The sequence below is a fragment of the Atopobiaceae bacterium genome (assembly GCA_022483015.1).
Lineage (GTDB): Bacteria > Actinomycetota > Coriobacteriia > Coriobacteriales > Atopobiaceae > JALCUE01.
Genome location: JAKVOB010000001.1, coordinates 1,798,969 through 1,812,739, shown reverse-complemented (window position 1 = coordinate 1,812,739; position 13,771 = coordinate 1,798,969). Strand labels below are relative to the sequence as shown.

Annotated in this window: 12 protein-coding genes and 2 pseudogenes; 12 read left to right on the top strand and 2 right to left on the bottom strand. The window is 63.7% G+C overall.

Going from position 1 to position 13,771, the window contains the following annotated elements:
- The first annotated feature begins 5 nt into the window (after positions 1–5).
- The 9 genes and pseudogenes from LKE50_07750 (at position 6) to LKE50_07710 (ending at position 9,646) form a co-directional block, all read left to right on the top strand.
- A complete protein-coding gene (locus LKE50_07750) occupies positions 6–659 on the top strand; it encodes a histidine phosphatase family protein (GenBank protein ID MCH3968484.1) in 654 nt (217 codons plus the stop codon).
- A 99-nt stretch (positions 660–758) separates the two neighbouring features.
- Positions 759–1,508 carry a TetR/AcrR family transcriptional regulator gene (locus tag LKE50_07745; protein MCH3968483.1) on the top strand — a complete coding sequence of 250 codons (750 nt, stop codon included), beginning with the start codon at positions 759–761 and terminating at the stop codon, positions 1,506–1,508.
- Positions 1,505–3,538 carry an FAD-dependent oxidoreductase gene (locus LKE50_07740; protein MCH3968482.1) on the top strand — a complete coding sequence of 678 codons (2,034 nt, stop codon included), beginning with the start codon at positions 1,505–1,507 and terminating at the stop codon, positions 3,536–3,538. Before LKE50_07745 ends, LKE50_07740 begins: the two co-directional genes overlap by 4 nt.
- A 32-nt stretch (positions 3,539–3,570) precedes the next feature.
- Positions 3,571–4,401: pseudogene (locus tag LKE50_07735) on the top strand (2Fe-2S iron-sulfur cluster-binding protein).
- A gap of 102 nt (positions 4,402–4,503) precedes the next feature.
- A pseudogene (locus tag LKE50_07730) lies at positions 4,504–5,709 on the top strand (FAD-dependent oxidoreductase).
- A 210-nt stretch (positions 5,710–5,919) separates the two neighbouring features.
- Positions 5,920–6,897: a 4Fe-4S binding protein gene (locus LKE50_07725; GenBank protein ID MCH3968481.1), complete on the top strand. Its 978-nt coding sequence runs from the start codon at positions 5,920–5,922 to the stop codon at positions 6,895–6,897.
- A gap of 75 nt (positions 6,898–6,972) precedes the next feature.
- Positions 6,973–8,424 carry an FAD-binding protein gene (locus tag LKE50_07720; protein ID MCH3968480.1) on the top strand — a complete coding sequence of 484 codons (1,452 nt, stop codon included), beginning with the start codon at positions 6,973–6,975 and terminating at the stop codon, positions 8,422–8,424.
- A gap of 73 nt (positions 8,425–8,497) precedes the next feature.
- Positions 8,498–9,037 carry a DUF1097 family protein gene (locus tag LKE50_07715; GenBank protein MCH3968479.1) on the top strand — a complete coding sequence of 180 codons (540 nt, stop codon included), beginning with the start codon at positions 8,498–8,500 and terminating at the stop codon, positions 9,035–9,037.
- Between the two features lie 90 nt (positions 9,038–9,127).
- On the top strand, positions 9,128–9,646 hold the full coding sequence (locus LKE50_07710; protein ID MCH3968478.1) for a PTS glucose transporter subunit IIA: 519 nt from the start codon (positions 9,128–9,130) through the stop codon (positions 9,644–9,646).
- Between the two features lie 105 nt (positions 9,647–9,751).
- On the opposite strand, the gene LKE50_07705 is transcribed toward LKE50_07710, so the two are convergent.
- Positions 9,752–10,165: a hypothetical protein gene (locus tag LKE50_07705; GenBank protein MCH3968477.1), complete on the bottom strand. Its 414-nt coding sequence runs from the start codon at positions 10,163–10,165 to the stop codon at positions 9,752–9,754.
- A gap of 116 nt (positions 10,166–10,281) precedes the next feature.
- Between LKE50_07705 and LKE50_07700 the strand changes: the two genes are divergently transcribed.
- From LKE50_07700 to LKE50_07690, 3 genes are all read left to right on the top strand, one after another.
- Positions 10,282–11,739, top strand: a complete 1,458-nt coding sequence (locus tag LKE50_07700; GenBank protein ID MCH3968476.1) for a family 1 glycosylhydrolase — start codon at positions 10,282–10,284, stop codon at positions 11,737–11,739.
- 127 nt (positions 11,740–11,866) lie between these two features.
- A complete protein-coding gene (locus LKE50_07695) occupies positions 11,867–12,385 on the top strand; it encodes a PTS glucose transporter subunit IIA (GenBank protein ID MCH3968475.1) in 519 nt (172 codons plus the stop codon).
- 19 nt (positions 12,386–12,404) lie between these two features.
- On the top strand, positions 12,405–13,022 hold the full coding sequence (locus tag LKE50_07690) for a YigZ family protein (GenBank protein ID MCH3968474.1): 618 nt from the start codon (positions 12,405–12,407) through the stop codon (positions 13,020–13,022).
- A gap of 36 nt (positions 13,023–13,058) precedes the next feature.
- On the opposite strand, the gene LKE50_07685 is transcribed toward LKE50_07690, so the two are convergent.
- The gene (locus LKE50_07685; protein MCH3968473.1) at positions 13,059–13,688 is read right to left on the bottom strand and encodes an HAD family phosphatase; all 630 of its coding nucleotides are present in this window, start codon (positions 13,686–13,688) and stop codon (positions 13,059–13,061) included.
- Positions 13,689–13,771: the final 83 nt, after the last annotated feature.

The following is a 13,771-nucleotide window of genomic DNA, read 5'->3' as shown; positions in this document are numbered from 1 at the left end:
GTGCCATGGGTACCAGCGTGACGATCTATCTGATGAGGCACGGGAAGACGATCCTGAACAAGTATCAGAAGATGCAGGGATGGTGCGACGCACCCCTCACCGAGGATGGCGAGGCCGTCGCCCGTGAGGCGGCTCAGCGTCTGTCTGGCGTCAGGTTCGACAAGGTCTATGCCAGCGACCTCGGCAGGACCATCCGCACGGCCGAGATCATCCTCGCCGGGAACGACTACGGGGAGGGCATGCAGGTCCTGCCTCGCAAGGAGTTCCGGGAGACCTTCTTCGGGAGCTTCGAGGGGACCGTGAACGACGTCGCCTACGAGGCGGTTGCCAAGACCGTGGGTATCCCGGCGTCGGAGCTGTTCAAGAGCCTGACGCTCGAGGAGATGACGGATGCCTTCAAGCACACGGACCCCACGGGCGACGCGGAGAGCTACCAGGAGTTCTGGGACCGTGTCGAGGGCGGCCTCACGAGCGTGGTGAACGACGAGTCCCTTCCCGATCAGGCAAACCTGCTCATCGTCACCCATGGGAACACGATTCGCCATATCGTCCACACCATCGATCCGACGATCAACGTCTTCCAGGAGATCAACAACGCAGGCGTCACCTCGCTGGGATACGAGGACGGGACGTTCAGCGTGAGAACGTTCAACGAATAGCTGCCAGGGCCAGGAGGGGCTTCGGCGGCGCCTGGTGCCCGGTTCCCTGCGTGTTGGGCTGTTCTTAGGTATAAACCTCTACATGCTTGGGGGATTCCTATGGCGGACGGTGGTAGGAGGATGGGCGACTTCGAGCCAGGCGACCCCGTCGACGCCCGGGTCACCGATGCCGTGTTCGAGCTCATGCGGACGGACGACATCCCGAGGATCAGGGTGGCCGATGTGCTTCGTCAGGCCAAGGTGTCGCGCTCCACGTTCTACCGGCACTTCGACAACGTCGACGACGTGGTGAAGACCTTCGAGGACGACCTCCTCGACAACATGCGCGCCATCAACGACGTCGCCCTGAAGGCGCGCTTCTCGGAGTCAGAGCTCGAGCCCACGGCCTCCATGGTCGCGCGCATGGACGTGCTCATGTCCCACAGGGAGCAGGTCATCGCCCTGAACGGGCCCCATGGGGACCCCACGTTCCGGCACAAGGCGACGGCCTTCATGCGCGACTACTTCTCCGACCGCCTGGGCGAGGTGCTCGGGCCTGGCGACGAGCGGGACCTCTACCTGGCCTTCATGCTCGCCGGCCACCACAGCCTCATCCAGTTCTGGCTCGCCGAGAGGCCGGACATAGAGCCCCGCGTGGTGGCGGCTGCTCTCAACCGTCTCTACTACGCGCCCTTCTTCCTAGGCGAGGCGGCCGCTCCGGCCGGCCATCGCTCCCCGTGCGTCGGGAAGGCAAGGGAGGGGAGGGCCCGTGCGAGGGCACCCCGCGCGACCCACCCCGCCAGTCGAACGTGCACAGCGTCCATCAGAAAAGACCATGTCGAGCCGTTCACACGAAAGGAATCGCTTTGACCGAGAAGAAGCCAGGCGAGATCAGGTATCCCAACCTCTTCAGCCCAATCACCATCAGGGGAAAGGTCTACAAGAACCGCCTGATCGCTGCACCGACGATGTTCGTGCACGCGAGCTACTTCATCCCCGAGATCAAGGAGAACATCTATCGCATGGTGGAGGGCCGTGCCAAGGGTGGCTTCGCTTGCGTGTCGACGGGTGAGATGCCGCTCAACTTCGACGAGGGGCGTACGCTCTTCCAGGAGCGAGCCATCGACATGACCCATTTCTATGGCAGCGACTTCGACGTCTGCAAGGAGTATGCGGACCGCATCAAGGCTGGTGGTGCCTTGGCGTACTTCGAGTTCTCGCACGAGGGCTCGCGCGCGGAGGAATCCCCTGCTCCCTGGGGGCCCTGTGATGTCGTGCGCGAGGATGGCCAGAAGGTCTATGCCATGGACCGTCAGATGATGGAGAAGGTCTGCAAGGACTTCTATACGGCATCGCGCTTCGCGAAGGAGTGCGGATTCGACGGCGTCCTGCTCCACGGCGGCCATGGCTTCCTCCTCCAACAGTATGTGTCACCCTGGACCAACCATCGCAGTGACGAGTTCGGCGGTTCCATCGAGAACCGGAGTCGGTTCCCCAAGATGGTCATCGAGGCCTGCCGTGCAGGCATCGGAGACGACGGTGTCATCGAGCTGCGCTTCTCGGCGGAGGACGGCGTGCCTGGAGGTATGACCATCGATGACACGGTGGGCTTCTGCAAGCAGATCGACGGCATGGTCGACATCATCCAGGTGTCCAACGGCCTCAAATGGCTCGGGAACCAGACCAAGACCTTCTCCGACCTCTTCAAGCCCCATGGCCTCAACGTGGAGTATGCCGCGAAGGTCAAGGCTGCCGTGAGCAAGTCCTACGTGGCCACCATCGGTGGGTTCAACGGCCCCGAGCTTGCCGAGAAGGTCATCGCCGAGGGCAAGGCCGACTTCGTCGAGTTCGCACGCCAGTGCTTCGCCGACCCCGACCTCCCCAACAAGACGCTCGAGGGGCATGAGGACGAGATTCGCCGGTGCGTGAGATGCTTCCACTGCTATCCCGGCTTCTGCGAGCATCCCACCGACATCCCGCTCTGGGACCAGATCGGTCCCGAGGCTGCCGGCGAGGTCTATAGCCCTGCGGCCATGGGGAGCTGCTCGATCAATCCCAAGACCGGCTTCGGGTTCTATCCCGACCGCCTCCCCGTTCCCGAGGGACGTCGGAAGGTCCTCGTGATCGGTGGGGGCGTCGGTGGCATGCAGGCTGCCATCACGGCTTGTGAGCGCGGCCATGACGTGACGCTCGTTGAGGCCGGTCCCAGGCTCGGGGGAGAGCTCCTGTTCACCGAGCATGACGAGGACAAGGTCGACCTCCACGCGGCCATGGAAGTCATCGTCGCCGACCTTGGCAGGAGCGGCGCAAAGGTCATGCTCGACACCGTGGCCGACGAGGACCTCATCAAGGGCATGGCCCCAGATGCCGTGATAGTCGCGGTCGGCGCGCACAACAGGATACCTGACATGCCCGGGATAGATGGCGTGCTCAACGCCTCCGATGTCTATTACCACATGGACGAGATCGGTCATACGGTCGCGATCGCGGGCGGTGGGCTCACCGCGTGCGAGGTCGGCCTCCATCTCGCGCGCCACGGCCATGAGGTCACGATGGTGGTCCGTAAGCCCCGGATCGCTCGCGAGACCTTCGGCTACTACCGCAACGCGCTTCTCGACGAGATGGACAAGAGAGGCATCGTCCAAGACCTCTCGACGACGCCGATTGGGTTCGTCTCCGGTGGCATCCTCTGCGACCGCGATGGCGAGCGCGTGACCGTCAAAGCGGATACCTGCCTCTACTCCTTCGGCATGGAGCCCAACTCGAAGGAGGCCGCGACCCTTGTCGCTGCCGCCGAGCGCTGCGGTGCCAAGACGTGGAACGTCGGCAACTCCTCGAGGGCGGGCATGGTGGCCGATGCGGTCCATGGCGGCTATCAGGCTGCCATGGCAATCATCTGATGGAAGCTCGACGTAACCCGAAAGGAGAGACCATGGCCTCCATATCCATCGACGGCACGAAGGTCGATGTGCGCGAAGGGACCAGCGTGCTCGAGGCTGCCCTTCAGAACGGAATCTACATCCCGCACCTCTGCCATCATCGTGACCTTCCCGACCTAGGCTCGTGCCGGCTCTGTATCGTGGAATATGAGGGAGGGGATGGCCCCGTCCCCTCATGCAGGCTCGAGGCGAAGGACGGCATGGTGGTCAGCACCTCGACCGACCGTGTCAACCACCTCCGCCGCCTTGCCATGGAGCTCCTCCTCGCGGCCCATCCCGCCGACTGCTCCGTCTGTCCCAAGTATGGGAGCTGTGAGTTCCAGACGCTCATCCAGCTCATGGGCGTCTCAGCGACGCGCATGCATGAGCGCCAGAAGAACATCCCCGTCAAGGAGCAGAACCTCTTCCTGCATGACATGAGCCGCTGCGTCCTCTGCGGTCGATGCGTGAGGGCTTGCGCGGACCTCCGCGGAGTAGGCGTCCTCGAGTACAACAAGCGCGAGGACATGGAAGTCTACGTGGGGACGCTCCATGACAAGCTGCTCTGCGATGCCGACTGCCGTTTCTGCGGTGCTTGTGCCGAGGTCTGTCCCACGGGGTCCATCCGCGACATAGAGACCTATAACGCGGTGGAGAAGCGAGACACCCTCATCCCGTGCCAGCATGCCTGTCCCGCTCATACCGACATCCCTCGCTATGTGCATCTCGTGGCAGAGGGCAAGCCCGCACAGGCCGATGCGGTCATCCGCGAGAAGCTCACGTTTCCAGGGGTGCTCGGGCATGTCTGCAACCACCGGTGCGAGGGTGACTGCCGGCGTGGCAGGGTGAACGAGCCGATATCGATCTGTAAGGTCAAGCGCTATGTGGCCTCGGCCGACGACGAGGCCGCCTGGAAGGGACGTCGGCGTAACGATCCTCCCACCGACAAGCGCGTCGCCATCGTAGGGGCGGGGCCTGCTGGTATGACGGCAGCCTATTACCTGGCCGAGAAGGGCCATCACGTCGACGTCTTCGAGGCCCAGCCCAAGGCTGGCGGCTATATGCAGTACGGGATTCCTGCGTTCAGGCTTCCCAAGGACGTCGTCCAGTCCGAGGTCGCGGACATCCTCGAGACGGGCGTGGAGCTCCACTGTGACAGCCCGATCACGAATCCGGCCGAGCTGGCCTCCCGCTATGATGCGGCGCTCGTCTCCACGGGGGTCTCGCTGGGGACGCGCCTGCGCATGCCTGGGAACGACGCCACGGGTACCTGCACTGCCATCGAGTACATGGAGAGCGTCAACAAGGGCGATCCCCTCCCGACCGGAAGGCACGCCTTCGTCATCGGAGGTGGGTCGGTGGGCTTCGACACGGCGCGCACCCTCCTGCGCATGGGAGCGGAGACGGTCGTGCTCTCCTGCCTCGAGAGCGCCGAGCAGATGAAGGCCACCCCCGATGAGATCGAGGAAGCAAAGGAGGAGGGTGTCGAGGTGCACCCATCCAAGAGCTTCATCGAGGTCCTTACGACGGATGGTCATGTCTCGGGCATCCGGACCGTGGGAATCAACGGCTTCTCGTTTGGCCCCCAGGGTCTCGAGCTTGATGAGGTGGAGGACTCCGAGCGGACCTTCGATGTCGACATGGTGGTGTTCGCTGTCGGGCAGCGAGGCGAGGACTTCGATGAGGCTGCCGGGATCGAGCACGGCCGCTCGAACACCATCGCCCTTACCGACCAATCCAGCTCCCTCAAGGTCAAGGGCTTCGACAACCTGTTCGCGGCTGGCGATGCCGTGCGAGGGATCAGCTTCGTCATTGACGCGCTCGCATCGGGTCGTGAGGCGGCGACGCAGATCGACCGTTTCTTGGGAGGGGATGGCGACATCTCAGAGGCGCTCGTGGACGCCGAGGAGCCCAATCCCTGTATCGGTCGCATCGAGGGGTTTGCTACGCAGGAGAGAAAGAGCGAACAGATGGTTCCGGCAGGGGAGCGGGTGCGTTCCTTCGATGCTGTGTCGAAGGTGTTCGATCCGGCCACCGCTGCATGCGAGGCGGGTCGTTGCCTCCAGTGCGAGCTGCGCTTCCAGATAGACCCCCCACGTCTCTGGAACGACTATCCGCAAACGAGCGTTTCCGCAGGGGAGGCGAGCGAGTGATGCTTGAGGACAATGTCAAGGCACCAGCGGTCGTAAGCGAGATGTCGGCATCAGACGTGCGTGAGCGTGTATCCGGTGTCTTCTGTGCAGGTTCGAGCGCGCATCCGGTCACCGACGACCTGTTCCAAGCGGACGTCGTGGTCGCTGCGCTCGATAATGCCGATTGCTCTGGAGGGCTCGCCGAGGTCGCGAGTCCTCAATCCCCATGGTGTGGCCGCTGGCATCATCGCTGTCTGCAAGGTCTGCGGGGCCGGTTCGGTCCTGCTCGTCCTTCCCTCCGATGCAGGCCAGGAGGTCTCCTCACCCATCGTCGAGGCTGTCGGCAAGGCGGGGTTCGAGGTCACGGTCGAGGTCAACAACATGGTGAGCGCACACGCTCATGAGAGAGACGTGAAGGTCCACCTCGTGACCCTCGCCGCCATGGCTGACGCGCTCGTGGGGTCAGGTCCCCAGGCGGTCGTCGTCACGGCAGATGGTCTGGCCTGCGTCCCCTTCGGCACGTCGCTGCGAGACGTGGTCCCTGCCGCTGACGCTCGCTTCCTGTGTGTCAACCACACGCTCTACCCGGCCACGATCCTCGATGAGCCCCTTCCCGCGACGCTGGCCCTCGGCGACGGCACCATCCGTGCCTATGGCGAGGATGACTGCGTCGTGCAGGCCGTATGCGAGCAGGTGGGAGTTCTCCGCGAGAAGAGCTGTGGAACGTGCACGTTCTGCCGCGAGGGCCTCTATCAGCTCGAGACCACCTTCAAGGCGGTCACGCTTGCGCGGGGCAAGGCCTCCGACCTTGATGTCGCCCGCGAGCTCTGCGAGGCGATGCCGCACTCGACGCTCTGCTCGCTCGGGCAGGTCGCGTGCCATCCCGCCCAGAGCGCGCTCGACATGTTTGCCGACGAGGTCGAGGCCCACCTTCGCAAGAAGACGTGCCCGTCGGGTGCTTGCAAGGCCTTCCTCAAATACTACGTTGACCCCTCGCTCTGCGAAGGCTGTGGTGACTGCATCGATGCCTGTCCCCAGGGATGCATCGATGGTCGTGATGGGTTCATCTCGATGATCGATGAGTTCGGCTGTGACTCGTGTGGGGCATGCCTGGAAGCGTGTCCCGAGGGAGCCATCAAGCGTGTGGAGGGGCGGACGCCACCACTGCCCGAACGGCTTACGAGGGTGGGAAGGTTCAGAAGGCGGTAGGGCGATGGCACTGACGCGCTCGACGCGCCCCGTAGTTGTCCATCAGATCGCGTGACACAAGAGAAGGAGCATGACATGAAGCAAATGAGCGCGGACGTCATCATCGTGGCGGCTGGTCCGGCTGGCCTTGCTGCGGCAATCGCGGCAGGGGAAGGCGGCCTCAAGGCCCTCGTGTTCGAGAAGGAGAACGGTACGGGAGGCACTGCCAACATGGGCATGGGTCCCCTGGGCATCGATACTGACGTGCAGAAGAAGGCGTTCAACGACATCACTGTCGAGGAGGCTCTCGACCTCCACATGCGCTATACCCACTACCGCGTGGACGAGGACCTGGTCCAGACCTACTTCAACAAGTCGGCCGACACCATCTCCTGGTTGGAGGACATGGGCGTGGAGTTTGCCGGTGCCTTCCGCTACTTCCGTGACTCTGAGGCCACCTGGCACATCGTGAAGCCAGAGAACGGCGTCATCGGTCCGCGCGTCGCCGGCCCCATGATCAAGGCCATGACGAAGAGGGCTGAGGAACTGGGTGTCCAGATCAACCTCGAGACCCCCGTCTCCGAACTCGTCGTGGAGGACGGTGCGGTCGTCGGGGTTCATGCGACCAACGCCGCAGGGGACGAGATCGAGGCCCGTGCGAAGTCGGTCATCGTAGCCACAGGCGGCTTTGGCAACAACAAGCAGATGATCAAGGACGAGTTCGGTCTCAACCTTGCCGAGGACTACTTCCCGTTCATGGTGCCAGGCATCGAGGGCGATGGCCTCAACATGATGTGGAAGGCAGGTGCCGTCAAGTTCAATCCCAACATCGAGGTCATCTACCAGCTTCCCGACAACCTCAACTGGTTTGTGCTCGATGCGGTGCTCCGCCAGCCCAACCTCCTCATCAACCAGAAGGGGGAGCGCTTCATGAATGAGGGCGACATGGGCAACACCACCTTCACGGGCAATGCCATCGGCATGCAACCAGGTCATTATGCCTACGCGATCATGGACGAGAGGATCCTCCGGAGCTATAAGAAGAATGGCCCTGACATCTTCGATATCGTCCATCCGGCAGACGCGTTCCTCTCCTTCGACGACCAGGCCAAGCAGGCTGTGGAGCAGGGCTACTCCGCCTACTTCGAGGCTGATACCATCTCCGAGCTTGCAGATAAGCTCGGCATCGATGCCGACAAGCTGCAGGACACCATCGACGAGTACAACGACTACTGCGACTTCGGGGTGGACGAGCGTTTCCATAAGCCTCAGAAGTTCCTGCATCCCATCACAGGCAAGGGCAAGTACCTCGCAGGGAAGTTCTACCTCGGTGCCTATGGGACCGTCGGCGGCGTGCGCATCAACAAGTACTGCGAGGTGCTCGACGAGGCCCAGGAACCCATTCCAGGCCTGCTGAGCGCCGGCTCCGACGCCAACACGATCTATGGGGACTCCTATAACTTCACGCTGCCTGGGAACACCATGGGCTTCGCCATCAACTCCGGACGCATGGCCGGAGAGAGGGCGGTCGAGGTCGCTGGCGCCTGATGGCGGAATCGACATGGGACCGTCCCCCGCTTGTGGGGGATGACCGATAAGGGAACCGAGAGAGAGGTCGTACGTGAAGAAGGAAACACTCATAACCGCACTTGGAATTGCCATCCTCCCTCCCGCCTGGGCGGTGTTCGCAGGGCACGTGGGAATCACGACCGGGGCCGTGGCGCTCATCTGCGCCGGTGTCTATGTGGCCAATGGCAACAAGGCGCAGGATGCTCCCAGGATGTCCCTGGGGTTCGTGCTCGGGGATGCCGTGTCGGTCCTTGCGATCTGGCTTATGGGCGTCCTGCCCCTTCCCTCGGACCTCTCGACGTTCCTGACCTTGGCCGTGCTCGGGTTCGTGACGGTGGTCGTCGTGACGTCACTTGGGCGATGGGTCAATCTGCCGAGCACGCTGTGCGGCTGGGCGATCGGCCTTGCCATCATGGGTTCCATCGGGTTCGCGAACCTCGGGACGCTTCCGCTCCAGATCGGGGTCGCCATGCTCGTCGGGGTCTGGTATGTCGGATGGGGTCTCGACGCGCTCTGCAAGAGGATCCTCCGAGGCAGGGCCAGGCAAAGGGAGGAACTCTCCTCCGAGGTCTCGAGCCCCTGCGGCAAGTAGGGCAATCGGATGGCTTCATCGACCACAACGTGGCCGTACGTGGGTAGAACCTGCCAGCAGCACGTCACTTCTATGTGAGGAGTATTGATCATGGGTCTATTCGATAGGTTCAAGAAGGAATCGACGCCCGATCCCGTCGTGGTCCACATCGCTGCTGACGAGGCGGCTGCTCCAGCGAGCGGTCGTGCCGTCGGGCTCGCGGAGGTACCCGATCCCGTGTTCTCGGGAGGCATCCTCGGTCAGGGCCTCGGCATCTGGCCTGAGGACGGCGTCTGCTACGCACCGGTGAGCGGTACCATCACTGCCACCACGGGCACGAACCATGCCATCGGCCTCACCACTGACGATGGCATCGAGGTCCTCATCCACATCGGCGTCGACACGGTCGATATGAAGGGCGACGGTTTCAGGCGCATGGTCGAGACCGATGAGCATGTGGATGCCGGCACGCCCCTCATCACCTTCGACCGCGAGAAGATCAAGGCGGCCGGCCATGATGACATCGTGATCTGTGTCATCTCGAACACGCCTGAGTTCGCCTCGGTGGACCCCCGTGCGGCGGGTCCCGTCAAGGCAGGCGAGGTGGCAATAAAGGTCACTCGCAAGTAGCTCGTGACCGAGAGCGGGCCATCGTCGCCCCCTTCTCGAGACAACGGCGCCCACGGCAGGTCCGCTGCCGTGGGCGCCGTCTTGGCTCTGCGAACCTCCCGTGGCCTACTCGTCCTTCTCGGCGAGGACCTTGTTGCACTGGTCGAAGAAGAGATAGGGGATGACCAGGTCCACCACGGCCGTGAGCACGGAGCTGAAGTTGCCCATGCTGGCGAGGACCGCGAGGATCGCGATGACGACCCCTATGCCCGCGACCACCATGAGGATGATCGAGAAGGTCCTGCAGGTCCTGGTCATCCTGCGGACGGCGAGGATTCCCAGCGGGACCAAGAGCACGCCGTTCACGCCCATCGTGGTCATCTTGATGAGGACGGTGCCCTTCTCGAGGTCGGTGTCCCCAAGGTCGATGCCTATCTCGGTGACGATGACCAGCAGAGCTATGGCGGCCATGATGATGCCAAAGATGATGCCGAGTATCCCGAGTGTGTGGAACGTCTTCGACTGTGATGTGGTGGCCATGTGGGTTCCTCCCGATATCCTGCATCCATCCTGCCGCTTATGGATGCCTCATCCATTCTTGTCCCTACTTGGGTAGTATCCCAGATATCCGATGGTCATGACCCAAGGAGGAGCTTATGGACAGTGTATTCCCGGAGGGGTTCCTGTGGGGCGGGGCGACGGCCGCCAACCAGTGCGAGGGCGCCTATGACGTCGACGGCAAGGGCCTCTCGGTCCCCGACGTCATCACGGCGGGGAGCGTGAGCGAGCCGCGCCATGTCACTGATGGGGTCCTTCCCGGATACAACTATCCGAGCCACGACGCCATCGACATGTACCACCACTACCTCGATGACATCAAGCTCTTCGGCGAGATGGGCTTCAAGTGCTATCGGCTCTCCATCAACTGGAGCCGGATCTTCCCCCATGGCGACGAGGCCGAGCCCAACCAGGCAGGCATCGAGTTCTACCGGAAGGTGTTCGAGGCCTGCCGTGCCGAGGGCATCGAGCCCCTGGTGACGCTCTCGCACTACGAGCTGCCGTATGGCCTCGCGAAGGACTACAACGGCTGGGCCAGCCCCAGACTCATCGACTTCTACCTGCACTATGCCGAGACCGTCATGACCGCCTACAAGGGGCTCGTGCACTACTGGCTCACCTTCAACGAGATCAACTGCCTGCTCATGGGTGCATTCGGCAATGTCATGGGAGCAGGGATCCTGCCTCCAGGCAAGGATGTGGCCGCCGACCTGGGCGCCGCCTGCGACTGGGACGACCCCCAGCTCCGGCTCGAGGCTCTTCATCATCAGTTCCTGGCGAGCGCACGCTGCGTGCGGCTCGCGCACGGGATCGACCCGGCAAACAAGGTCGGCTGCATGATCGCGGGCGCGGCCGACTATCCCTACTCCTGCAACCCCAAGGACGTGCTGGCAGCCCAGAGGATGCAGCGTACGGCCAACTTCTACTGTGGGGACGTCCAGGTGCGCGGCGCATACCCGGCTTGGGCCCCGTCGCTCTGGGAGCAGTTCGGCGCCCATATCGACGTGAGCGACGAGGACGCTGCCACGCTCGCAGCCGGTACGGTCGACTTCTACTCGTTCAGCTACTACATGAGCGCCACGACCTCGACCGACCCGGCCAAGGTGGCGAAGGGCAACGTCTTCGGTGGTGCCAGGAACCCCTATCTCGAGGAGTCGGACTGGGGCTGGGCCATCGACCCCGATGGCCTCACGTACTACCTCGAGGAGGTCTACGACCGCTACCAGATCCCGCTCATGGTCGTGGAGAACGGCCTCGGTGCCAACGACGTGGTCGAGGCCGATGGCTCCATCCACGATCCCTACCGCATCGACTATCTGCGTCGTCACATCAAGGCGATGGAGGCGGCCATCCATGATGGTGTCGACCTCATGGGCTACACCATGTGGGGCTGCATCGACCTGGTCTCTGCGAGCACGGGGGAGATGAAGAAGCGCTACGGCTTCATCTACGTGGACAAGGACAACGAGGGCAACGGCACCTTGGCACGCCGTCGCAAGGACAGCTTCTACTGGTACAAGAAGGTCATCGCCAGCAACGGGGCCGATCTCGACTGACCTCGCCTTCTGCCTTTGTTGACCTGGCAGAAACGACAGTGGGCTATCGTGTCCCCTGTACCTCCGATGCCCTGCCTGGTACCGTCGGGCAGGGCATCGCGATGCCACCGACGAGAGGAGCCCTGCCATGGGCCTGTTCGACAAGTTCAAGAAGGCACCCGAGCCTGACCCGATCACCGTGCACGTGGCCGGCGGGGAGGCCGCTGCCCCGGTGGGTGGTCAGGTGGTCCCGCTCGCCGAGGTGTCCGACCCGGTCTTCTCGGGCGGCATCCTGGGGCAGGGCCTGGGCATCAAGCCTGATGGGGACATCTGCTACGCGCCGGTGTCCGGTACCATCACGGCGACCACGGCCACCAACCATGCCATCGGCCTCACCAGCGACGAGGGCGTCGAGGTGCTCATCCACATCGGCGTGGACACGGTCGACATGCAGGGCGACGGCTTCAAGCGCCTGGTCGAGAAGGACGACCATGTGGTGGCGGGTGTGGCGCTCGTCACCTTCGATCGCGACAAGATCAAGGCCGCGGGTCATGACGACGTCGTGATCTGCGTGATATCGAACACGGCCGAGCTTGCCTCGGTGGAGCCCTGCGCCGAGGGCACCGTGCGCGCGGGCGACCGCATCATCAGGGTCTCGCGTAGCTAACGTGGACTCATACCAGACGATGCGCGTGGGTGCCACGGCCTCAGGCGAGGTCCAGGACCGTCGCAGCCGCTTCATCGCATGCCTCGGCCATGCCTCCTCCGAAGAGGAAGCGGAGGCGTTCGTGGACGAGGTGCGCGGCCGCCACCACGACGCCCGGCATAACGTGCCGGCGTGGGTCCTGGCTGACGGGCGGGAGCGGTGCTCTGACGACGGTGAGCCGCAGCGGACGGCCGGGCTGCCGGTCCTCGAGGTGCTGCGTGGGGCAGGCCTCGCTGACGTGTGCTGCGTGGTGACCCGTTACTTCGGGGGAACCCTCCTGGGCCCTGGCGGTCTCGTGCGTGCGTATGCGGCTGCGACCCAGGCCGCGCTGGACCATGCGCACGAGGAGGGCACGCTCGTCGAGATGTGCCTGGTCACACGCGTGACCTGCTGCATTCCCTATGCGGCCTACGACCGCGTGCTGCGCCTTGCGACGGATGCCCGCGGAAAGGTGGGCGACTCGGTCTTTGCCGAGGACGTGCAACTCACCGTCGCGTTCCATGCCGGCGAGGAGCGGGCGTTCCTGGACGGTGTGCGAGAGCTCATGGCGGGCGAGGACGTGTGCGTGGTGCACGAGCCCGCCTTCGCCGAGCTGTAGGTGTGGATGGGCTGGGGGACCTGCCGCCGTCGGTTCCTAGGCCTGCTGCCGCACGGTCCTCTCGAGCGCCTCGACGTCTCCTGTGAAGACGAAGCCGGCCATGCCTGCGCGCTCGGCACCATCGACGTTCATGGGGTTGTCATCGACGAAGAGGCAGGTCTCGGGACGGAGCCCAAAGCGCGTGCACAGGAGCTGGTAGATGGCCGGGTCCGGCTTCATGAGATGCTCGTGCGCCGAGACCAGGATGCCGTCCATGACGTCTGCGCTCGGGATGTTGCCGCGCTGACGCGCGAAGCGCGTGCCTGCGTTGGTGAGCAGGTAGGTTCCCATGCCCTCGTCATGCAGGCGCCGCACCAGGTCGTTGGTCTGGGGAATCTGGCGCTGATGGAGGTCCCATTCCTCGAAGGTCCTATGGAGGACGGGGCGGAGCCTCGCTCGGTCGGCCTCGGGGAGGCGAAGCTCTGCGATTCGTCCCATGGTGTCCTCCGAGATGGCGCCGGCATCGAGCAGGGGCCACTCCGGTGACTCGAACAGGGACGTGCGGATGAGCTCCGCATCGGCGTCCGAGTCCGCGAAGAGGTGCGAGAAGTACGCAGGCTCCCATCTGAGCAGGACGTTGCCCATGTCGAAGACCACGTTTGCGATGCTGGTGGGAGACGGTGCCATATGAACCTCCTGGTTGCTTTGTCCCGAGTCTACCCCAACGCCTACAATGGGTTCCATCTGATGCGGCGGGGGCGCCGTTACCA

Excerpts from the sequence above, each read along its gene's own strand:
- LKE50_07750 (MCH3968484.1), top strand. The coding sequence starts at position 6 with ATGGGTACCAGCGTGACGATCTATCTGATGAGGCACGGGAAGACGATC.
- LKE50_07745 (MCH3968483.1), top strand. The coding sequence starts at position 759 with ATGGCGGACGGTGGTAGGAGGATGGGCGACTTCGAGCCAGGCGACCCC.
- LKE50_07720 (MCH3968480.1), top strand. The coding sequence starts at position 6,973 with ATGAAGCAAATGAGCGCGGACGTCATCATCGTGGCGGCTGGTCCGGCT.
- LKE50_07710 (MCH3968478.1), top strand. The coding sequence starts at position 9,128 with ATGGGTCTATTCGATAGGTTCAAGAAGGAATCGACGCCCGATCCCGTC.
- LKE50_07705 (MCH3968477.1), bottom strand. The coding sequence starts at position 10,165 with ATGGCCACCACATCACAGTCGAAGACGTTCCACACACTCGGGATACTC.
- LKE50_07700 (MCH3968476.1), top strand. The coding sequence starts at position 10,282 with ATGGACAGTGTATTCCCGGAGGGGTTCCTGTGGGGCGGGGCGACGGCC.
- LKE50_07695 (MCH3968475.1), top strand. The coding sequence starts at position 11,867 with ATGGGCCTGTTCGACAAGTTCAAGAAGGCACCCGAGCCTGACCCGATC.
- LKE50_07690 (MCH3968474.1), top strand. The coding sequence starts at position 12,405 with ATGCGCGTGGGTGCCACGGCCTCAGGCGAGGTCCAGGACCGTCGCAGC.
- LKE50_07685 (MCH3968473.1), bottom strand. The coding sequence starts at position 13,688 with ATGGCACCGTCTCCCACCAGCATCGCAAACGTGGTCTTCGACATGGGC.